Genomic DNA, 20,821 nt, shown 5'->3' with positions numbered 1-20,821 from the left:
TTGAGGCGGATTCTTTGATCCGTCAAAACTGTGAAATTTCAGGACTTGGGAGGGCCTGGCTCCAGGTAATCGGACACAGAACTCTGACGCGTAGACACCAGACCATCCGGCACTTGCGCGGATTTATGGGGCACGGCCAAAAGACCAGCGATCACGCCTTTGCAGTCGGATTTGCAATAGGTCGACTTCGCCTGAATCACCACGGTTTCGTCACAACAATCGGCAGCTCGAAGCTCAGCAACAACCTGGTCCAGACTGAGGTAAGACGGCACATCGTCAACGGCAACATCCACCTTGCGCGCGAACCCTTGGGTTGCGCCAGCGAATAGAAGGCCAATGATGAGCAGTATGCGAAACATGAGCTGATTTTATCGAAGAGAGTTAAGAGAACCTATGCACGCCAAATCACACTCGCGTGAGCGGGAATATCCCAGACTGCAGAAAGTGGTTTTCACCGCCATTTAGACATTTCACCGGCCGGACACAACGAAAAAACACGATACTTTCTGGACAAAAGCCAAGTGTTGCCGCCACAATTCCCACGTAAAAGTAGTAAAATTTGATCTCAAAACCCTTTTTCATACACCCTGCTTTTGGGAGGAATATTATGGCGAAGAAAGCGAAAGCGAGTTCGAAACCGGACAAACACTCCAGGCACTGCGCTGTGATGGAACATCACAAATATCTCGCTGCGACAAATGAAACCTACCAAACCAACCGCCGCCGGATCGAGACATTTTCCCGTACTGCGAGACTGGCCGAACGCACATCGATTGTCAGAATTCCAGTTGTTGTACATATTCTCTTCAACGAAACGGAAGAGAACATTTCGCAGAGCCAAATCGACAGTCAGATCAGAATTCTGAATGAAGATTACCGGGCAAAAAATGCAGATCTCAGCAAAGTACCCGATCCCTTCAAACCGTTTGTTGCCGATCCCATGATCGAATTTGCACTGGCTATACGGGACCCGATGGGAAACGAAACCACCGGCATTACCCGCACCTGGACGTCGATGGAAGAATTCCCCTATGACCGCTTCGATCCGGCTGCAATCGCGAAGTTGGACAGCGCGATCAAACACGATGAGTTCGGCAAAGCCGCCTGGCCGACCGACCGGTATTTAAACATGTGGGTCTGTAACATCGAAGGCGGGTTGCTGGGATACGCGCAATTTCCCGGAGGTCCGGCGGCAACGGACGGGGTGGTGATCAACACCACAGCCTTTGGTTCGGAAGGCACAGCAAATGCCCCGTTTAATCTCGGCCGGACAGCGGTCCACGAGGTTGGCCATTACCTGGATCTCTTACATATCTGGGGAGACGATGGCATCGGTTGTCAGGGGTCAGACAATGTCGTCGATACACCCAACCAGGCGGGCTCCAACACCGGAACCCCGTCTTTCCCGAAAATGTCCTGTAACAACGGGCCTCATGGGGACATGTTCATGAATTATATGGACTATGTAAACGATGCGGCAATGTTCATGTTCACCAAGGGACAAGTTGCGCGCATGAACGCCGCATTGGCAGGGCCGCGCAGAGCTTTAACTGAGTCGGAGGGCTTAACTCCGGTCGGAACTCCAGCATTTGTAGCTGGTGATTTGATCAACCCTGAAGCAATGGCGAGCCGCGAAACGGCCAGCGAACAGGGCGAACATTCGGAACTGATGTTTGATGGTGTATCCTGGGTCTAGCAAGACTGGATAATAGGCTGTGCCGGTCTCAAATAGCCGGCACGGAACCTACAGCTTTGAGACCGAGGACACATGGGACAGAAGAAAACTGGGGCCACGCCCTTGCTCGGAGAGTGGATCCATTCAAGCGAGGAAGACACTGCTGACTCAATGGTGTTCCGCCCGCCACAACATCAACTACCGCCGAGCCGTGGGCGCGCGGCCTTCCGGCTCAACAACGACAACTCATATGCGGGAGCCGGGATCGGCCCTGCCGATGTTAGCAACGTCACCGAAGGCCGGTGGGAAATTGACGAAGAAGATGGCCTGAAGGTCCGCATTGAACACGGAGATCAAGTGGAAATCCTAGAGGTCTTGTCCGTTGCCGCCGACCGCTTGGAGATCCGGAAAAAGCAGTGAGGGATGACTTGGACAACTCTTCACCCCAGATACCCGACCTTCCAATTGTCCGGGTTTGAAAAACGGCTGGCCAAAATAGCAAAAGGCCGGATCACCCCGGCCTTTCCAACAACGATCTCTCTGGTGGTGTGCCGGATCACCCCATCGCCCATGGGCCGTGATAGCCGCTGCCGTCCTTGTCGGTCCGCTCAAATCCATGCGCACCGAAGAAATCACGCTGGCCTTGCAGCATGTTGGCCGTTGAGCGGCCGGTGCGCATGATGTCAAAATAAGACAGCGCTGCGGACAGCGCCGGTACTGGCAGTCCGTGAAGCGCGGCTTGGGCCACCACCTGGCGCAGCATGGCTTCGGTTTCCTTGAGCTTGTCAGAAAAGAACGGCGCCAGCATCAGGTTCCGTTCATCGTCATCGGCCAAGGCTGCGGACATGTCGTTCAACATCGCCGAGCGTATGATGCAGCCGTTGCGCCAGATCTTGGCGATCTCCGGCAAAGGCATCGCCCAACCGTATTGTTTGGCCGCTTCCAGGATCAAACCAAAGCCTTGCGCATAACAGATAATCTTGCCAGCAACGAGCGCTGCTTCGAGCGCATCGATGGACACAGCTTCACGGTCCATCTCGTTCGGAGCGGCACCGAATTCAGCTTCGCCCTTCTTGCGTTCATCCAGGCGCGCGGACATGTTCCGGGTTGCAACGGCCGCTTCGATGGCACTGGCGGGCGTGCCGAGCATCAACGCTTCGATCGCTGTCCAGCGGCCTGTGCCTTTCTGGCCGGCCTTATCCAGAATGATGTCCAGCATCGGTTTGCCGGTTTCCGGATCCGCTGTCTTGGCCACCTTGTAGGAAATCTCGATCAGATAGGACTGCAGAATGCCGCCGTTCCACTTTTCAAAAACATCGCCGATTTCATTGGACGACATCCCGAAGCCGTCGCGCATCACACCATAAACTTCAGCAATCATCTGCATGTCTGCATATTCGATACCGTTGTGCACGGTCTTGACCAGATGACCGGCTCCAGCCGCGCCAAGGAACGCAGCGCAAGGCTCGTCCTCATGTTTTGCGGAAATGGCTTCCAGAATATGGCCGACCTGATCCCAGGCATCCTTGGCCCCGCCACCCATGATCGACGGACCAAACCGCGCGCCTTCTTCACCGCCTGAAACGCCAATACCCATGAAACGCGGGCCTTGTGTCTCAGCGTCAGCTGCACGGCGGTTGGTGTCATGATAATTGGCGTTGCCCGCATCGATGATCAGATCTTCTGCATCCAAAAGAGGCCGCAAAGCTGCAATTTGAGCATCAACGGCGTCTCCTGCCGGTACCATCAAAATGATGGCACGCGGAGAGGCGATAGAAGCAACAAAGTCTTCCAGCGTTTTGCTGGGCACCAGCTTTTCCGCCAGCGCTCCCGCCTTGGCCATGAATTGATCGGTTTTCTCAAGCGTCCGGTTGAAAACCGAAATCCGGAAGCCGTTCTCCGCAATGTTGAGCGCGAGATTTCCGCCCATTGTGCCAAGGCCGATCAGGCCGATATCCGCTTGTGCGCCTTGAGAGGTCATGCTCAGTGCCCATTATTCTTTGGAAGATTTAATCGATTAAGGCCGGTGATACCCGACCTTCAGTCCAACAGCAACGACTGGATTTCATTTGAGGCGCGTTCGCAGCGGTTAGCGGAATGCGGAAACCAGATGATCAACAAACAAACGAACGCGTTTTGGAACATGACGCCCGGTGGGCAGAACCACAAAAAGCGGGATTTCGGGAAGCTCTATATCCACTGTGAGCTCAACCAGATCACCACAGGCCAGTTCATCTGCGCAAATCGCGCGGGGCAACAGCCCGGCAATGTCCATAGTCAGGAGCAGTTCCTTGGCCAGCTGAAAATTGCGCGTCTTGAGCCCAAAAAGTTTTGCGCTTGTTTCCGCCAGCGCACCTATGGGGTCCAGAACCGCCCCGGCCTCCATAAGGCCTTCAAATCCGTCCCGGGCCGCAACATCCGGACGGGCAACGGCAACCATACGATTGGACGCGATCTTGCGCATGACAGCATTGTCCGTGGTTACCCGAAGACCACGCAAGGCCAGATCAAATCCGTCCCGGACGAGGTCAACCGTTTGGTCACTGACATGCACGTCCAGCTGAACCTCCGGGTATTGTTCCTGGAAGCCGCTGAGCGCACGGGCGAAGAGCGGCTGAACGAGGTCGACCGGCACGGACATCCGGACAAGACCTTTTGGCACCTGACTTGATTTCAGGTTCTCTCCGGCCGCCGCAAGTGCCGCCAGTGCCGGCTGCACTTGCGCCAGATAAGTTTGGCCGTCTGCCGTCAGCCGCACCTGACGGGTCGTTCGATGAAAGAGCGCTGTTCCAAGCGCGCTTTCCAGCGTCTTGATCCTTGCGGTGATGGTCGAGCGGGGAAGTGCCAAAGTGCGGGCAGCCGCTGCAAAACTACCGCTTTGAGCCACTTCCACAAATGTTTCAAAATGCGAGAGCGTCGTCATTGGCTGAAATTCTTGAACAGATAAACCACTTTTAACTGACTACATCAGACAAAGTTTCAGATCTACCTCTCTGTCATGGTTCAAAAGAGAGGACTATTGTCATGAAAAGAAGAGATTTCTTAAAAACGGCCGGCACAGCCAGCCTTGCCGCGCCTTTGGCCCTTGCAGGCACCACGTCTGCCAGCACGGCTGGAAGCATGTCCCAAGGTGGACTCACCATCACCTGGCTAGGCAGTGCCACCATGTTGTTGACCTGCGGGGATCTGACCCTGTTGACCGACCCTTGTTTTGGCGAGGGCGACAAGGCGTTCAAGATGGGCGATCCGAATGAAATGTTTGATCTCGCGAAGGGACCGAACATAAAGTTTCACCGCCGGCTGACACCCTTCCAGGGGATAGACCTCGACACCGTGGATCATGTTCTGGTGAGCCATATGCACGAAGATCATTTTGATCAGGAGGCCGAAGCAAGACTTGCCAAGAACATCCCCATGATGGCCCCCACACACGACTTGGATACGTTGACCCAAAAAGGGTTTTCCAACCTCTCCTCCCTGGCCTGGGGCGAGAAAAAAACCATCACGAAAGGCGATGTCACCGTTGAGATTACGGCGATCCGGGCCGATCACTCTGAAAACCCGGAAATTGCAGCTATTTTGGGCGAAGGCAATGGGTATTGGCTCACGTTCAACCGTGGTGACTGGTCGTACTCCGTCTATTGGGGCGGCGATACATTTGGAACCAAACCGGTCGTCGCAGCTTTGGAACCATTGGGATCTCCAGACCTTTTCATCCCGCACCTTGGCAGCGTCGGCACCACCGGGCCGCTTGGCCAAATCAGCATGAACGCCGGCGATGTCGCCGTTTTTGCTGCCCTCTTGAAACCCAAGAAGATCCTGCCACTGCACCACTCAACTTATGAGCTCTATCTGGAACCGATCCATCATCTTGCTGAAGCGCTCGATGGTGCACCTTATGGGTTGGACTTGGTTTCTGAAGGAACACCAGTAACCTATACCTGACAACAGAAATGCACCTGGTTTCAGACACATGTGGCCGCCAATGTCGGCGGCCACGCAGTTTTACCTAGCAGTCAAAAAAATCTGTCACACAACCCTGCTAGCGATGGCCATCCGCAATTGCTTCTGCGGCCCTTCGCACAAGGATCCGTGACATGAAAAAGTTTCTGATGGCAGCCGGCCTTCTCGCTGGCGCAACTGTTTCCGCTTTTGCCGGCGATGTTTCTGGCAAACTGGTTCTCTACACCTCACAGCCGAACAAGGACGCGCAGGCAACGGTCGACGCGTTCACTGCCAAGCACCCGGGTGTTGAAGTGGAGTGGGTCCGCGACGGCACCACCAAAATGATGGCCAAGCTCCGTGCCGAATTCGAGGCCGGCAGCCCGAAGCCGGACGTTCTTCTAATCGCTGACATGGTCACCATGGAAGGTCTGAAGAAGGAAGGCCGTTTGATGGCGCATGACGGCGCTGACATCTCTGCCTATGACCCGGCCCTGATGGATGCAGAGAAAACTTATTTCTCAACCAAGTTGATCACCTCCGGCATCGTCTACAACACAAATGCGCCGATGAAGCCGTCTTCCTACAAAGACCTTTTGAAAGCAGAGGCCAAGGACAAGCTGGCAATGCCGTCACCGCTGACCTCTGGCGCTGCAACCATCCACATGGCCGCTTTAACTTCCAATCCGGATCTCGGCTGGGCCTATTATGAGGGTTTGGCGGATCAGGGCGCCAACCCGAAAGGCGGCAACGGCGGCACTTACAAGGCGATTGCTGGTGGTGAAAAACTCTATGGATTTGTGGTCGACTTCCTGCCGATCCGTGAAAAACTGAAAGGTGCTCCAGTGGAATTCGTCTTCCCGGAAGAAGGAGTTTCCGCAGTCACCGAGCCGGTTGCCATCCTCTCGACCGCTCAAAATCCGGATGCGGCCAAAGCCTTTGTCGACTTCCTCTTGTCTGAAGACGGCCAGAAGCTGGCATCTTCCCAAGGCTACCTGCCGGCCCATCCGGCTGTTGCAGCTCCGGAGGGGTTCCCGGCCCGCGACCAGATCAAGCTGATGGATTTTGATCCGGCCAAGGCCCTGGAACAGGACACAGCCAACAAGATGAAGTTCTCCGAAATCTTCGGCGGTTAATTCCGAATGGCGCAAGCCTTTCATCATAAGGTCTGGAATGGCGAGAGACTGTCTCTCGCCATTTTGGTTGTCTGCGCGACGCTGCTGTGCGGCCTGCCGCTCCTGTTGCTGTTCAAGATCGGACTGACCCACGAGGGGGCGTTTGCTCTTGGGCCCTTGACCGACGCGCTGGCTAGCCGATCGGTTCAACGCGCGCTCTGGCACTCCATGGAAAGCAGCTTTTTGTCTGCTTTGGCAGCGACCGTTCTCGGCACGGTGCTCGCTCTGATCATTGGACTGACCGATGTGCGCGCCAAGGGCCTGCTGGTGTTCCTGATCCTTCTGCCAATGATGATCCCGCCGCATGTGACGGCAATTGCCTGGATACAAGCGCTCGGACCGGCAAGCCCGTTGCTTCGCTGGATAGGACTTGCGCCGGAACTCGGCTCCACTCATCCGCTCTACTCCCGCGAAGGCCTGGTGCTTCTGTTGACCCTGCAACACAGCCCGCTGGTGTTCTTGTTGGTCCGGGCAGCACTCAGATCCTTTCCGCGGGAATTGTCGGACGCGGCCCGTATCTCAGGCGCGGGCACTTTCCGGCTGCTCACAAGGATTACCCTGCCCCTGCTCGGTCCGGCCTTGCTGGCAAGCTTCGCGCTCGGATTTGTCGCCGCGCTCGGCAATTTCGGCATCAACGCTCTGATCGGCATTCCGGCGCGCTACACCACCTTACCGGTATTGATCTGGCGGCGGCTTGCCAGCTTCGGCCCAGATGTCCTGCCAAACGTTGCTGTGATCTCGGTCATTCTGGCGGCTGTCGCACTTGTTGCACTGCTCATCCAAAGCTTTTTGCAACGGCGCATGCGGTCCAGTCTGATCGGCCTGCCGCAGGATCCGCTCGCCATATCTCTTAAGCGCAAACGGATCTGGGTCGAACTGACACTCTGGACCTTTGTTGCGCTGGTGCTCCTACTACCGGCAGTCTCGCTGCTGGCGACCTCCCTGGTGACGACCTATGGCCTGCCCCTGTCGGCCGAAACCTTGACGCTGGAAAACTTTATCGAAGTCCTGTGGCGGCAATCCGTGACCCTGCGCGCTTTTGCCAATTCAACACTTGTTGCCGCTGTCGCCGCCACCCTTATTGCGGCGATGAGTATTCTACTCGGATACTTTCTTAGCCATCGGCATCAGCGGGTCCGGGGAGCAAGCATCTTTGCCTCGTCTCAAGCCGAGATTGCCTTTGCAGTTCCCGGGCTGGTCATGTCGATCGCCTTTATTCTGGCGCTCATCCGGCCCCTGCCAGTCTTGAACGTCTCCCTTTACGGGACGCTCTGGATCATCCTGATTGCCTATATCTCAGTGTTTCTGGCCGTCGGCTTGAAACCGGTGGCCGCTGCCTTTCTGCAAATGGATCGGTCCTTGGAAGATGCCGCCAAGGTTTCCGGAGCTGGCTTCGCCCGGCGGGTGGTCAAGGTTTTTGCTCCGCTCACAGCACCCTCTGCTGCTTCCGGCGCAATCCTCGTTTTCCTGACCGCCTATAACGAGGTGACGGTCTCTGCACTCCTATGGTCCACGGGCAATGAAACCATCGGCACCACCATTTTCAACTATGAAGATGGCGGATATACAACCCTTGCGGCGGCTATGTCTGTTGTGGTTGTTCTTGCGACGATCTTCGTCATGCTGGCGATGAACAGCCTAGCCAACCGTGTTCCGGCCGGAACCATTCCCTGGAAAGATTGATCACACGCTGATGGCTTCAACATTCAAAATCCGCAAAACTGTTGAAAGCGACGTTGCAGATCTTCAGGCGGTGGAGATTTCCGCCAGCCAGGCCTTTAGAGCGATTGATGGCCTGGCTTCTTTCGCCGACGGCAGCTGTGCAACAAAAGATCAGCACTGTCCAACTATCGCAGCGCAAACCAGTTGGCTGGCCGAAACAAAGGATGGCAAACCGGTCGGATTTCTCGCCGCGCTCCCTGAAGATGGCGCCCTGCATATCTATGAGATTTCTGTCCATTTCGATCATCAAAAACAGGGCATCGGCCAGGCGCTCTTGGCACATGCGGAAGAGCAAGCCAGATCTCGAGGACTGTCAGAACTGACTCTGACGACCTTCAGCCATGTGCCCTGGAATGCGCCGTTCTATGAGAAACTGGGTTTTGACATCCTGGCCGACAAGGACTGTGAACCAAGACTGCTCAAACTGGTTCAGGACGAACGCTCCGCAGGTCTTCCTTTCCCGGAAAAACGCTGCGCCATGCGGAAAAAATTGAGGTAATCGGCTCAACTCGGCAGCACCCACCCCCGCAAGTTCTCTAAGAACAAGCTCTCACCAATCTTGGCCGCTCGGTTTAGGTTCATCATCAAAGGTTTTGAAAGGCCGTCGATCGCAACAAAGGCTTCCCAGAAGCCGCCGCGGTAAATCGTCCGCTCGACCGTTGCCTTGAGGCCATGACCGCCGGGTGCAAGCACCAGGTGTTCAGGACGTAGCAACAACGTTGCGAGACCCGTTGTTGTGCCAAGTGCGCACTCAGCCTCAAACCGGTGCTCCCCGACGAGTACCCAGGCTCGAGTCCCATCCACTTGCTCGATCCGTACCGGCACAAGACTGCTGCGGCCGATAAATCCCGCGACCTTCTCGGAGTGCGGCCGCCGGTAAAGTGTATCGGGTTCATCTACCTGCAGAAACTCACCGTCCCACATCACCGCCACCTTGTCGGCCAGCGCCATTGCTTCACGTTGATCGTGGGTGATGAACAGTGTGGTTGCACCACTCATCTTGTGGAAGGCTGCCAGTTCCTCTTCCATGGCGCCGCGCAGATGCGGATCGAGATTGGCCAGCGGTTCATCCATCAGAACCGTCTTTGCGCCTTGCGCCAGGCAGCGCGCCAACGCCACCCGCTGGCGCTGCCCGCCGGACAGATCCGCCGGTTTGCGGTCGCGAAACGGCGTCAGTTCAACGGTCTTCAAATGATCAGCGGTCCGGGCTTTTATCTCCGCCTTTTTCAATCCAGCCGTTTCCATCGGAAAGGCCACGTTTGCGGCTACACTCATATGCGGCCACAAAGCATAGGACTGGAACACCACACCTGTCTGTCGGCGTTCAGGCTCCAGATGAAAGCCGTCCCGAGCAACCATCTCCCCGCCCAGCGCAATCTCGCCGCTGTCGATCGGCTCAAGCCCGGCGATTGCCCTCAACAGAGTTGACTTGCCACAGCCGGACGGACCCAAAACAACAAAAAACGCACCGTCTTCGATTTCCAGATCGACATGATTTAGGGCTTTGTGAGTGCCGAAAGATTTTGTGACGGAAGAAAGCAGTATGGTCATGCCGACCATCTATGCGAGGCCGATGACAGGCAGATTACACTCCCAACGCCGATGACAGAAGGTCACGATCGGGCGAGTTAGCCGCGAGGTCCCTTGTTGTTGGCAAAGGCACTTCCCTAATGGAAAGGGTCTTCAATTTGCCCAAGAACCCCAAAATGCTTGATCCAATTGCCCGCCAAACAGCCCTCAGCAAACCGGCCCTGAATCGCGCCGCGGTCATCGCAGCCATTGTCGGCACCCTGCTGGCTTGCATCAATCACGGTGACCGGTTGCTGCTCGGCACACTGGACACAGCAGGCATCTTTAAGATCGTTTTGACGTACTTTGTGCCGTTCTCAGTATCACTGGTGTCCTCCGTGCTGGCCGTCAAAGATCGGCAGACCGCCGCCCACGGATAGGACATTTGTTACCGGCTGCGTAGCCGCAGCAGCAAATCCACTTCCTCTTCCAAAGCACGGGCATACGCCCGCGATGCCGGTGCATTCACATGGGTGAGTGTTTCCTGGCGGAACAGGCAATAAGCGGCCAGACGCCAATGATAGGCAGGACGTTCCTCATAAAACCGCGCAACGATATCCCGGTCTGGATAGTTTTCCAGAAAAAGGTCCTCGGCGTAAAGAACCAGCGGTTTCAGGCCATAGAGGGTCAAGAGGCCGGGAGACAGAAAGCAAGCAATATCTTCGACCGGATCGCCCAAACCAGCATATTGCCAGTCGATCAGCGCCGGGCCGGCTGCCGTCATTTGAACGGTGCCCAAACACAGCGAACGGTGAATGAGACGCCGTTCAACAGATGCGGTGTTTTCGATTGCACTTTCCTGGGGCCGCAGCCGCTTCAAGTTCGCCGCGCGGCGGCTGTTCGGAATCTCGCCCAGAATTGCGTCACCATGCGCCAGCACCTGATGATACCCGGACGGGACTTCCATGATGCCGTCCGGCTTCAGGTTCAGGGCCGCGAACTGGCCGATAAGCTTTGCTGCATCGCGCACATCGATTTCTGCCTCGTCCCCGCGTTCATAACCATAGACCACAAGGGGCCTTCCAGCAGGACTCGTCAAAAAGCTTTCAAGGCGCGGAGCGAGCTGATGACGCTCCAAAAGCATCAACGCGGTGGCTTCTTCTTCCGGGAGTGTCGGATAGAGCGGGTTGCTTTCCAGCCCCGGAAAATACTCCTTGATGACGAAATCCCGGTCCGGTGTCTGCAGGCGCCAAAACCGGTGGGTGTAGGAACTCGGCAGAGGTCTTAGCCAGGTTCCGCTGAGATCGCCGAACGGATAGCGTCCTTGCAAAAAATCCAGCAGTTCGGCGTCTGTCATCCGGTCGTTCACGTAACACCTTACAATTGTTGCTCCATTTTCTGGTCTGTTTAGAGACCAGCCGTCAAGCCTGAAGCAAGCGCCGTTTCCGGCTTTCATGGGTGATTTTGTCAAATGTCGCGATAGTGGCAACCGCCGTCGGTCTCAGACGCCCTAAAAAAAATACGCCTTCCGCTAAGGTTGAAGACTGAGAGCAACCGATGATGTTCCACGGCCCGCAATTTGTTCAACTCCGCTCATCCGGCCAGCAAAAGGTGTCTTGTTATGACCAGCCTACTCGATCCTGCAGAGACCGGCGACACTGCCAGAGGCCGGCGCGGGCGGCGCAGGCGGGGTGGGGGAGACAAGGCAGGCCCAGATCTCTTTCCGCAAAAGCCGTTCAAACAGCCGCGCCATATCTACAAGCCTGTGGAGGCGGTGTCGGCCGATGAGCTGGAGAGCATCCATGATGCATCCATGCGGGTTCTGGAAGAGATCGGTATCGATTTCCTGCATGACGAAGCAAAAGAAATCCTGAAGGCAGCTGGGGCAGATGTGACGCCTGGAAACGACCGGGTCCGCCTAGATAAGGCAATGGTCGAAGAGTTTGTTGCCAAAGCTCCGGCTGAGTTCACCGTTCATGCCCGAAACCCGAACCACAATCTGATCATGGGCGGGGATCACATTTCTTTCTCTAGTGTTGCCAGCGCACCGAACGCAGTGGACCGGGACGGCGGAAGACGGCCCGGCAATCAGGAAGACTACCGCAACTTTCTAAAACTGGCTCAGTTCTTCAACATCATCCACTGCGTTATGGGCTATCCGGTCGAACCGGTTGATCTACATGCCTCCGTTCGGCACCTTGATTGTGTCGCCGACATGATCCGCCTGACGGACAAGGTGTTTCACATCTATTCGCTCGGAAAGGAACGGAACCAGGACGGACTGGAAATGACCCGCATCGCCATGGGTCTGTCTGAAGCAGAGTTCCGCAATACGCCGAGCGTCATCACCGTCATCAATTCCTCATCGCCACTCCGTCTGGACACGCCGATGTTGCAAGGCCTGATCGAAATGGCCCTGGCGGGACAAGTCAGCGTGCTTACGCCTTTCACTCTGGCCGGTGCCATGGCTCCGGTCACGGTTGCTGGCGCTCTGGCTTTGCAGAACGCCGAGGCGCTCGCTGGGATTGCCTTCACCCAGATGATCCAGCCTGGTGCCCCGATGGTCTATGGCGGGTTCACCTCAAACGTCGATATGAAGTCCGGCTCCCCGGCCTTCGGCACTCCGGAATATGTCAAGGCAGCCTTGGTCAGCGGGCAGTTGGCCCGGCGCTACAGCCTGCCCTTCCGGACCTCCGGCGTCTGCGCGGCTAACACTGTCGATTACCAGGCTGCCCTTGAAACCACGTTGTCGGAGTGGGGGGCGATCAACGGCGGCGGCAATCTGATCAAACACGCTGCCGGGTGGCTTGAAGGCGGCCTCTCAGCGGGGTTCGAAAAGTTCATCGCCGACGTCGATCTTTTGCAAATGCTAGCCGAATATCTGACGCCCCTGGAGGTGTCTGACGAAGCGCTGGCTCTTGAAGCAATTAAGGACGTTGGCCCGGCCGGCCACTTCTTCGGCACAGAACACACCCAGGCCCGCTACAAGGATGCGTTCTACGCCCCGATCGTCTCGGACTGGCGCAATTATGAAACTTGGGCAGAAGCGGGCAGCCCGGTCGCTTATGACAAGGCAAACACGCTCTACAAGAAAGCCCTGGAAGCCTATGCGGCGCCAGCGCTCGACCCGGTCATTGACGAAGAACTCACCGCCTTTGTTGCCAAGCGCAAGGAAGAAGGCGGTGCACCAACCGACTTCTAGATGACCGACTTCTAACTCCCGGCATTTCCAGCCCAAGACGAAAATATCCTTTGGAGCAAAGACACATGAAATCCCATACCCAGGTCGTCGTGATTGGTGGCGGTGTTGTTGGCTGCAGCGTGCTTTATCACCTCACCAAACTTGGCTGGAAAGACGTGGTTCTGGTCGAGCGCAGCGAACTGACCTCCGGCTCCTCCTGGCATGCGGCCGGCGGGTTTCACACCCTCAATGGCGATCCGAACGTCTCGCAGCTCCAGAGTTATACGGTCGATCTCTACAAGGAACTGGAGGAAATCTCCGGTCAATCTTGCAGTCTGCATCTGACCGGCGGGGTCATGCTGGCGGACACGCCGGAACGGATGGATTTTCTGCGCCTTGCCCAAGCCAAGGGCCGCTATCTCGGCATGGATCTGGAACTGATCTCGGTCGCCGAAGCCAAAAAAGTGTTCCCGATCCTGGATGAAAAATACTTCATCGGCGCGCTCTGGGATCCGATCGAAGGCCATCTTGATCCGTCAGGCACGACGCATGCCTACGCCAAGGCCGCCCGGATCAACGGCGCTGAAATCTACCGACACACCAAGGTCGAGGAGCTTGTCCAAACCCCGGATGGCACCTGGGATGTGATCACCGACAAGGGCACGATTCGGGCTGAACATGTCGTCAATGCCGGTGGGCTCTGGGCCCGTGAATGCGGCCGGATGGTCGGGATCGAGCTGCCAGTTCTGGCCATGGAGCACATGTATCTCCTGACCGATGAAATGCCGGAAGTGGTGGCGCACAATGAGGCCACGGGAAAGGAACTGATCGGCATTCTCGACTTCGGCGGCGAGATCTACACCCGCCAGGAAGGCAAGGGCATGCTGCTCGGCACCTATGAGCAGAATTGCCGTCCCTGGAGCCCAAGAGAAACGCCTTGGGATTTTGGCCACGAGTTGCTGGCACCCGATCTGGACCGGATATCCCCGGAGCTGGAAGTTGGTTTTGAACATTTCCCGGCTCTGCAAAATGCCGGCATTAAGCAGATCATCAACGGCCCGTTCACCTTTGCACCGGACGGAAATCCGCTGGTTGGTCCGGTCCGAGGCCTCAGAAATTACTGGGTCGCCTGTGGGGTCATGGCCGGTTTCAGCCAAGGTGGAGGCGTCGGTTTGACGCTCGCGAATTGGATGATCGACGGCGACCCGGGATATGACATCTGGGGCATGGATGTCGCCCGGTATGGAGATTGGGCCACCCTCGCCTACACCAACAAGAAGGTGCAAGAGAACTACAGCCGCCGGTTCCGCATCCGTTTTCCCAACGAAGAACTGCCCGCCGGACGCCCGCATCAGACAACGCCGCTCTATGACAAGATGCTCAGTCAGGGCGCGGTCATGGGCGACAGCTGGGGTCTTGAAACACCGCTCTGGTTTGCCCCGGAAGGCGAAAAGGCTGAAGACATTGTCTCCTTCCGACGGTCAAACGATTTTGACGCCATTGGCGCGGAATGCCGGGCGGTGAGGGAACGTGTTGGGATCACCGAGATCGCCAATTTCGCGAAATACGAGATCACCGGCCCTGGGGCGGAGAGCTTTCTGTCAAATCTGATGACCAACACCATGCCCAAGATCGGACGTCTGATCCTGACCCCGATGTTGAATGAAAACGGCAAACTGATCGGCGACTTTACCATCGCCCGGGTGAGCAAGGATCATTTTTACATGTTCGGGTCTTCCCAAGCCGAGGTCTATCACATGCGCTGGTTTGAACAGCATCTGCCGGATGATGGCAGCGTGGTGATCCGGGCGATCAACTTGGGCTGGGTCGGCCTGTCGATCGCCGGTCCCAAATCCCGGGACGTCCTGACAAAAGTCGTTGGCGAGGATGTCTCCAATGCCGCCTTCCGCTTCATGGATTTCCGGGAAATGGATGTTGCCAATGCGCCCTGCAAGGTCAACCGGATCAGCTACACCGGAGATCTCGGATATGAAATCTGGATGGCACCGGAATACGAACGGCAGGTCTATATGGCATTGAAGGAAGCCGGTGCCGAATTTGGCATCAAAGATTTTGGTATGCGAGCTCTTCTTTGCCTGCGGCTGGAGAAAAACTTTGGCACCTGGTTCCGGGAGTTCCGTCCGGTCTATGGCGCCTTTGAAGCAGACCTCGGCCGGTTCGTGAAGCTCGACAAGCCCGAGTTTATTGGCAAGGCCGCCGCTCAGAAGGAATTTGAGGAAGGGCCAAAACGCAAGCGCGTCGCCTTTGACGTGGACGCTGGTGATGCGGATGTCATGGGCGATGAACCGATCTGGCACCAGAACAAGGTAATCGGCTGGATCACGTCCGGCGGGTATGCCCATCACGTCCAGAAATCATTGGCACAGGGCTATGTGCCATCTGAATTGGCCGAGATCACCGATGGCGGCGCCTTCGAAGTTGAAATCCTCGGCGAACGCCGCAAAGCAACAATCCTCCTGGACCCGCCGTTCGACCCTAAAGCGGAACGCATGCGGATGTAACTGCCGGAACGAAAGAGAATTTGCCAAACGTTGGAGGAGACGCAGGCGCTCATGAATACGGAACATTTTGGCCGGCACCGGCGGAAGATCATGCCGGCTATCTTGCCGGATCACCCGGGTGAGACAGCTGGGTATGAAGCGTTGTCCGCTTATGCAACCGAAAAGGCCTCTGCACTCAATCGTCATGTCTTGGGTTATGGCGAGCTCGCAGAAGCCGAGTGGTCCGCTCTTGGACTGGCAGCACCGGATCTGGAGAGGGTGCGGGAATACCGTCTCCAACGCATCCGCCAGCAATTGACCGCGTTCGATCTCAGTGCCGCCATTCTCTGTGATCCGCTGAACGTGCGGTACGCAACAGATTCCACAAACATGCAAGTCTGGAGCACACATAATGCGGTTCGGTATGCCCTGGTGACACTGGACGGGCCTGTGGTGGCGTTTGACTTTCACAATTGCGAGCACCTGTCTGCACACAACTATTTGGTTGATGAGGTCCGGCATGGCGTGCCGTGGTTCTATTTTGAATCCGGACCCCGTTCCGCCGAACTTGCCCAAAAATGGGCCGATGAACTAGCAGACTTGATCCACGCCTATTGCGGACCCAAAGCCCGCATAGCCGTGGACAAATGCCGCCGGGAGGGCATTGCCGCACTTCAAGGTCACGGATTGACGTTGCATGACGGTGAAGAGGTGATGGAACTTGCCCGTTCAGTGAAATGCCCTGATGAGATCAAGGCGATGCGCCGGTCAATTGCCGCCTGCGAAGCTGCCATGCGGGAAATGGAAGACGCTCTTAAGCCGGGCATGACCGAATGGGATCTCTGGGCGCTGCTGCATGCCGGTAATATCCGGCGCGGCGGCGAGTGGATCGAGACCCATTTGCTTTCATCCGGACCGCGGACCAATCCATGGTTTCAGGAAGCGTCAGCGCGCGAAATTCAAGCAGGCGAACTGGTTGCGTTCGACACCGACCTCGTTGGGCCATACGGCATGTGTTGCGACATTTCCCGGACGTGGCTGTGTGGCGACGGACAGCCAACCAATGAACAAAGATCTCTCTATCAGATGGCGGTCGACCAGATTGAGGCCAACATCGAAATGCTCGCCCCGGGCCGCAGGTTCTTTGATCTGTCCCACAGCGCAAAAAATCTTCCCGATGCGTATCAGGCGAACCGGTATTCAGTGCTCTTTCACGGCGTCGGTTTGTGTGATGAATACCCGGCTGTACCCTACCCTGCGGATTGGGCTAATGGCGGGTATGACGGCGTGCTGGACCCCGGAATGGTTGTTTGTGTTGAAAGTTATGTCGGCCGCAACGGCGGGCATGAAGGGGTAAAGCTGGAAGAACAGCTCCTGATCACCGAAACCGGATATGAGCGGTTGAACACTTATCCCTATGATGATCGTCTTTTAGGCCGTCAATCCTGACGACCCAACAGCATGAAATCGCTACTTCAGGCGAACAATTTTGGCGCCCAGGCCGCGCACATAGTCGTCCTGAGACATGACCACAACATTCGTTTCGTTCACTTCAGTGTGGCGCAACTGGACCGGGGTTTTGCCGCCCGGATTGACCACCACTTTGCGGGTCGGCGGCAGGCCGCGGAAAACAAGTACACCAGCTTCCTTGGTCACAATGGCCCCATAAGGCTCATCATGGAGGATACGCGTGGTGTCGCCTGCCAGCGCAGAGCCGGAGGCCGTGATTAATACAGACGCAAACAAAGCCTTCGCTGTGGTTTTCATAGATCGCCTCGTCCCTTCGCGGAATTTTGCATTCCGCAAGAGAGTAACCCTTTGTTAACTATGAAGCGACGGATATTTACGATCTGTTAACTTTATGGTTAATCCCTAAATCGAAACCTTATGCAGTCCCGAGCGCAATCTCTTTGAAACACTCCTCGACATGCTGGGCAAACGCGTGTGTCGCCTGCCCGGCCCGGGGCCGTTCCTTCATGACGATGTGATAGTCGCCGATCGTTGGCAGGCCATGCCGGTCATCCAGGATCTGCAGTGGCGGCTCAACTACACTCGCCGGAAACGGGGCAACGGCGAGGTCGGCCAGAAGTGCTGCTTCCTGACCAGCACTGTGAAAACTGGTATAGGAAATCCGGTAAGGTTTTTGGGCCGCATCAAGGGCGTTGCGTGCCGCACGCCGCCAAGGACAGCCGGGCGTGGAGACAGCCAACGGCAGCGGATCGCGCTCATAGGCGATGCCACCTTCAATCCCAACCCAGGCCAATGGTTCAGAAAAAACGATATCTGTCGCTGACGGCAAAGGCGCTCCAGGTCTCACCGTGGATAAAACGAGGTCGAGTTCGCCCTTGCGGACTTTCTCATCCAGCGTCGAACTACCATCCAAGTGCACATCGACGTTGACGCCTGGATGGGAGCGGGCAAACCTGGACAGGATGTTGGGCAGAAATCGGGTGCCAAAATCGGCGGGCGCACCGAACCGAACCTCCCCCTCGACAGAGGGAGCAACAAACAGACTCACGGCCTCTTCATTCAACATCAAGATACGCCGCGCATATCCAAGGAGAGCTTCACCTTCAGGAGTTATGCGCACTGTGCGGCCCTCCCTTGCAAAAACCGCAACCCCCAACAAGGTCTCCAGTTTTTTGATTTGCATGGAGACCGCTGATGGTGTTCGCCCAATGAGATCTGAAGCTTTTGAAAAACTTGACGTTTCTGCGATCACAAGGAACGTACGATAAAGTTCCATATCGATCAGCTCGGTACCCGTACCTGGCAGTTTTTCCATGGATAGATCCTGACGTTTTGTCAGTTCAATTTTTTTGAACGATACGATGAATACTATTCGATTGATTGAATCGCAAGTTATGCCCATATAGCAGTCAAGCGGCCCGTCATTTAGGCAGCGGACCGCCCTTTCAACTTTAACACTGCGAACCTATTCAGGATTGGGATTACCATGACCTATCTTGCACAAGCACTCGGCACCAACCTCATGGGTGTTGTCTCTGTACGCTCCGCTGCTGAACTCGCCCGCATGAATTATAATCTGCGTTTGAGCGAAGCTGAAAAAGCACGCAAAACCGGCCGTTAATCGGCGAAAAGGACGGCGTTAAGCGAGCACCGGATATCCGGCAGCTGCCGCTTGCGCCTCCATCTCCAGAATAACCGCATAGTCTTCTGGAACCAGTTTCGAAAAGCCGCGAATGCACAGCCGCTCGCGGCTTTTTGCTGTCTCAGTTTTGGCAAAGACACTGCTTATAGCTTCGGCTATTTTTTGTCTCTCCACCGGGCTGAATCGGACTGACGTAATGTACGGCAATCCCGGGGCTTGAGCGGTTTGTGTGAGCGCGCGCACCCCGCTGACCAGTTGAGGTTTTTCGCGCCCGGCAAGCGCCCAGCAAACAGCGTCGATGGCGGCAACATCTGCCCGTCCTTCAGCGACTGCTGCCATGGAGGCCAAGTGACCGCCACTTTCAGTTACAGACCCGAAAAACGGCACACCTTCCGCCAGCGACGCCAGGGCATGGCGAAACGTATTCATGCCGGATTGGCTGTCAGGTCCGTTAAAGGCAGCCCGGCTCCCCTTTAGATCCGCCATGGTCCGAAACGGACTGCTCGCAGCGACAATGATCTGGCTGCAATAAGCGGGGCCAGAACAGCCAGCCGCCTCATATTCCGGCGCGCCAATGAGGGACACCTTCCCCTTCAGATCATGGGTGAAGGGATAGCCGCAGGTCTGTGCAAGCAAAAGACCCGGGTCTTTCCAAAGATCGTAAAGATCAATGTCCGGCTCCCACGGCTGCAGCGTAGAAGGAGCAATAGCAAGTGCGTGGCAAATCTCATCTGTCAGTGCTGCTTCCAAAACACGCGTTTCATCTGCCACCTCTGGCCAGTCATACATGGGCAGACGAACAGGGCGGAACTCCGCAGCCGTCATGAAGCCGACCGCGCGGCGTCTGTGACTTCGCGTCTTACCAGCGGATGCGGCACCGGTTCTTTGGACTTAAACAGATAAATCTTTGCCATCTCCAAATAGCTCTTGAACACATAGCCCTGATTGCGCGCCTGCCATTCCTCCCGTGCGGACCTGTAAAGGCCCGGGAGAGCATACCACGGCGCGCGCGGGAACGAATGATGTACGATGTGGAGATTGTTGTTCAAAAACAGCAAGGAAAAGATCGGGCAGAACTCGACGATGACAGACCGCGCTTCGGTGTCTTCGTGGGCCCGGTGTTCGGCGTAGGTGCGCAGCATCAACAGGCTCATGCCTGGGTAAGCTACTCCAAGACCATAAAGCCAAAGCGGCATTCCACCCACAAGCGTCACGAACAGAACAACCGGCACCAGCCCCAAGATATGATGGCCCCACGCCCGGCGCACCGATTTATCGCCAGATTTCAGCAGCCGGAGTTCGGAGCCATAAAACCCGATCAGCGAGACCGCCGGGCCGATCAGCAATCTTCCAGCAAGGGTGTTGTTGAGAGTTAGAACCGCCTGAATTGCCTTTGGCAGCTTCTGCCAGTCCCCCCACGCGAGATAGAAGGCCTCTGGATCATCATAAGGGTCCGTCAAGCGGTCATCATTGTGGTGGCGCAGATGCAGTGCTTTGAAGCGCCGGTAGGGAATAAACAAACCGAAGCTGCAGTAGATCAGCGCCTCGTTCAATTTGGCGCTTTTGGTTGGGTGACCATGCAAAACTTCATGCTGCAAGGAAGACTGAAGTGTGACCAAAACCGCTGCCAGCGGGCAGACAATCCATCCGCCCCAATCAGAATAAAACCAAATCACCCCAGCCCAAGCCATCGCAGAAGCCAATATGAGCCCCAGCGTTGGCCACTCGCACAATTTCCCAAGCGGCACACCAATCTCCAAGTTGTTGAAAAGTCGGCAAAACCGACAACACTTGAAAAATCATGCAAATACCGTGTGGAACGTTCAACGGGAGACTTGGGAACAAATTCTACAAACATTTAGAATCCCCCTAGTGAGGTGACTTTTTTAAACAATGCAGGAAATAGTTATCAATTAGACGAATTGAACAACGAGCATGTGACCAATTCTGAACATAGTCTGGCGGATTTTCCACTGGACAAACCTGCGGGTTGCTCGTGATCTT

Annotated in this window: 20 protein-coding genes; 11 read left to right on the top strand and 9 right to left on the bottom strand. The window is 56.1% G+C overall.

What is annotated here, in order from left to right; genetic code table 11:
* Positions 1-38: 38 nt before the first annotated feature.
* A complete protein-coding gene (locus FJ695_RS08015; protein ID WP_141184942.1) occupies positions 39-359 on the bottom strand; it encodes a hypothetical protein in 321 nt (106 codons plus the stop codon).
* 248 nt (positions 360-607) lie between these two features.
* Here FJ695_RS08015 and FJ695_RS08010 point away from each other — a divergent pair, with 248 nt between their 5' ends.
* Together FJ695_RS08010 and FJ695_RS08005 are read left to right on the top strand one after the other, a co-directional pair.
* Positions 608-1,696, top strand: a complete 1,089-nt coding sequence (locus tag FJ695_RS08010) for a zinc metalloprotease (protein WP_209010969.1) — start codon at positions 608-610, stop codon at positions 1,694-1,696.
* A gap of 72 nt (positions 1,697-1,768) precedes the next feature.
* Positions 1,769-2,095 (top strand): hypothetical protein, encoded by a 327-nt coding sequence (locus FJ695_RS08005; RefSeq protein WP_141184941.1) that lies wholly within the window; start codon positions 1,769-1,771, stop codon positions 2,093-2,095.
* Positions 2,096-2,231: 136 nt separating this feature from the next.
* Here the strand turns inward: FJ695_RS08005 and gndA are convergent, their stop codons facing one another.
* Positions 2,232-3,656 (bottom strand): NADP-dependent phosphogluconate dehydrogenase, encoded by a 1,425-nt coding sequence (gene gndA, locus FJ695_RS08000; protein ID WP_141184940.1) that lies wholly within the window; start codon positions 3,654-3,656, stop codon positions 2,232-2,234.
* 108 nt (positions 3,657-3,764) lie between these two features.
* On the bottom strand, positions 3,765-4,598 hold the full coding sequence (locus FJ695_RS07995) for a LysR family transcriptional regulator (protein ID WP_141184939.1): 834 nt from the start codon (positions 4,596-4,598) through the stop codon (positions 3,765-3,767).
* A gap of 101 nt (positions 4,599-4,699) precedes the next feature.
* On the opposite strand from FJ695_RS07995, the gene FJ695_RS07990 reads away from it, so the two are divergent.
* The 4 genes from FJ695_RS07990 (at position 4,700) to FJ695_RS07975 (ending at position 9,013) form a co-directional block, all read left to right on the top strand.
* Positions 4,700-5,620 carry an MBL fold metallo-hydrolase gene (locus FJ695_RS07990; protein ID WP_141184938.1) on the top strand — a complete coding sequence of 307 codons (921 nt, stop codon included), beginning with the start codon at positions 4,700-4,702 and terminating at the stop codon, positions 5,618-5,620.
* A gap of 152 nt (positions 5,621-5,772) precedes the next feature.
* On the top strand, positions 5,773-6,753 hold the full coding sequence (locus FJ695_RS07985) for an ABC transporter substrate-binding protein (RefSeq protein WP_141184937.1): 981 nt from the start codon (positions 5,773-5,775) through the stop codon (positions 6,751-6,753).
* 6 nt (positions 6,754-6,759) lie between these two features.
* Positions 6,760-8,475: an iron ABC transporter permease gene (locus FJ695_RS07980; RefSeq protein WP_141184936.1), complete on the top strand. Its 1,716-nt coding sequence runs from the start codon at positions 6,760-6,762 to the stop codon at positions 8,473-8,475.
* A 10-nt stretch (positions 8,476-8,485) separates the two neighbouring features.
* Positions 8,486-9,013, top strand: coding sequence for a GNAT family N-acetyltransferase (locus FJ695_RS07975; protein ID WP_141184935.1), 528 nt, complete (start codon positions 8,486-8,488; stop codon positions 9,011-9,013).
* Between the two features lie 5 nt (positions 9,014-9,018).
* Here the strand turns inward: FJ695_RS07975 and FJ695_RS07970 are convergent, their stop codons facing one another.
* Positions 9,019-10,065 (bottom strand): ABC transporter ATP-binding protein, encoded by a 1,047-nt coding sequence (locus FJ695_RS07970; protein WP_141184934.1) that lies wholly within the window; start codon positions 10,063-10,065, stop codon positions 9,019-9,021.
* A gap of 155 nt (positions 10,066-10,220) precedes the next feature.
* On the opposite strand from FJ695_RS07970, the gene nrtS reads away from it, so the two are divergent.
* Positions 10,221-10,463, top strand: coding sequence for a nitrate/nitrite transporter NrtS (nrtS, locus tag FJ695_RS07965; RefSeq protein ID WP_141184933.1), 243 nt, complete (start codon positions 10,221-10,223; stop codon positions 10,461-10,463).
* Positions 10,464-10,471: 8 nt separating this feature from the next.
* Here the strand turns inward: nrtS and FJ695_RS07960 are convergent, their stop codons facing one another.
* Entirely contained in the window at positions 10,472-11,380 is a 909-nt protein-coding gene (locus FJ695_RS07960; RefSeq protein WP_209010968.1) for an aminoglycoside phosphotransferase family protein, read from the bottom strand.
* A gap of 264 nt (positions 11,381-11,644) precedes the next feature.
* Here FJ695_RS07960 and FJ695_RS07955 point away from each other — a divergent pair, with 264 nt between their 5' ends.
* The 3 genes from FJ695_RS07955 (at position 11,645) to FJ695_RS07945 (ending at position 17,154) form a co-directional block, all read left to right on the top strand.
* Positions 11,645-13,225 (top strand): trimethylamine methyltransferase family protein, encoded by a 1,581-nt coding sequence (locus FJ695_RS07955; protein ID WP_141184931.1) that lies wholly within the window; start codon positions 11,645-11,647, stop codon positions 13,223-13,225.
* Between the two features lie 65 nt (positions 13,226-13,290).
* Positions 13,291-15,726: an FAD-dependent oxidoreductase gene (locus FJ695_RS07950; protein WP_141184930.1), complete on the top strand. Its 2,436-nt coding sequence runs from the start codon at positions 13,291-13,293 to the stop codon at positions 15,724-15,726.
* A gap of 51 nt (positions 15,727-15,777) precedes the next feature.
* Positions 15,778-17,154: a Xaa-Pro peptidase family protein gene (locus FJ695_RS07945; protein WP_141184929.1), complete on the top strand. Its 1,377-nt coding sequence runs from the start codon at positions 15,778-15,780 to the stop codon at positions 17,152-17,154.
* A gap of 21 nt (positions 17,155-17,175) precedes the next feature.
* On the opposite strand, the gene FJ695_RS07940 is transcribed toward FJ695_RS07945, so the two are convergent.
* Together FJ695_RS07940 and FJ695_RS07935 are read right to left on the bottom strand one after the other, a co-directional pair.
* A complete protein-coding gene (locus FJ695_RS07940; RefSeq protein ID WP_141184928.1) occupies positions 17,176-17,472 on the bottom strand; it encodes a hypothetical protein in 297 nt (98 codons plus the stop codon).
* A 118-nt stretch (positions 17,473-17,590) separates the two neighbouring features.
* The gene (locus tag FJ695_RS07935) at positions 17,591-18,490 is read right to left on the bottom strand and encodes a LysR family transcriptional regulator (protein ID WP_141184927.1); all 900 of its coding nucleotides are present in this window, start codon (positions 18,488-18,490) and stop codon (positions 17,591-17,593) included.
* Positions 18,491-18,661: 171 nt separating this feature from the next.
* On the opposite strand from FJ695_RS07935, the gene FJ695_RS28390 reads away from it, so the two are divergent.
* Positions 18,662-18,796, top strand: a complete 135-nt coding sequence (locus FJ695_RS28390) for a hypothetical protein (RefSeq protein ID WP_256370147.1) — start codon at positions 18,662-18,664, stop codon at positions 18,794-18,796.
* Between the two features lie 18 nt (positions 18,797-18,814).
* On the opposite strand, the gene FJ695_RS07930 is transcribed toward FJ695_RS28390, so the two are convergent.
* Positions 18,815-19,642 (bottom strand): phosphate/phosphite/phosphonate ABC transporter substrate-binding protein, encoded by an 828-nt coding sequence (locus FJ695_RS07930; protein ID WP_141184926.1) that lies wholly within the window; start codon positions 19,640-19,642, stop codon positions 18,815-18,817.
* Entirely contained in the window at positions 19,639-20,565 is a 927-nt protein-coding gene (locus tag FJ695_RS07925) for a fatty acid desaturase (protein WP_209010967.1), read from the bottom strand. Before FJ695_RS07925 ends, FJ695_RS07930 begins: the two co-directional genes overlap by 4 nt.
* Between the last annotated feature and the right edge of the window lie 256 nt (positions 20,566-20,821).

Origin of the sequence: Labrenzia sp. PHM005, from assembly GCF_006517275.1 — a bacterium.
In the GTDB taxonomy this organism is placed as follows: Bacteria; Pseudomonadota; Alphaproteobacteria; order Rhizobiales; family Stappiaceae; genus Roseibium.
Note: the sequence above shows the minus strand (reverse complement) of the source record. Positions and strands in the feature narration are given on the sequence as shown.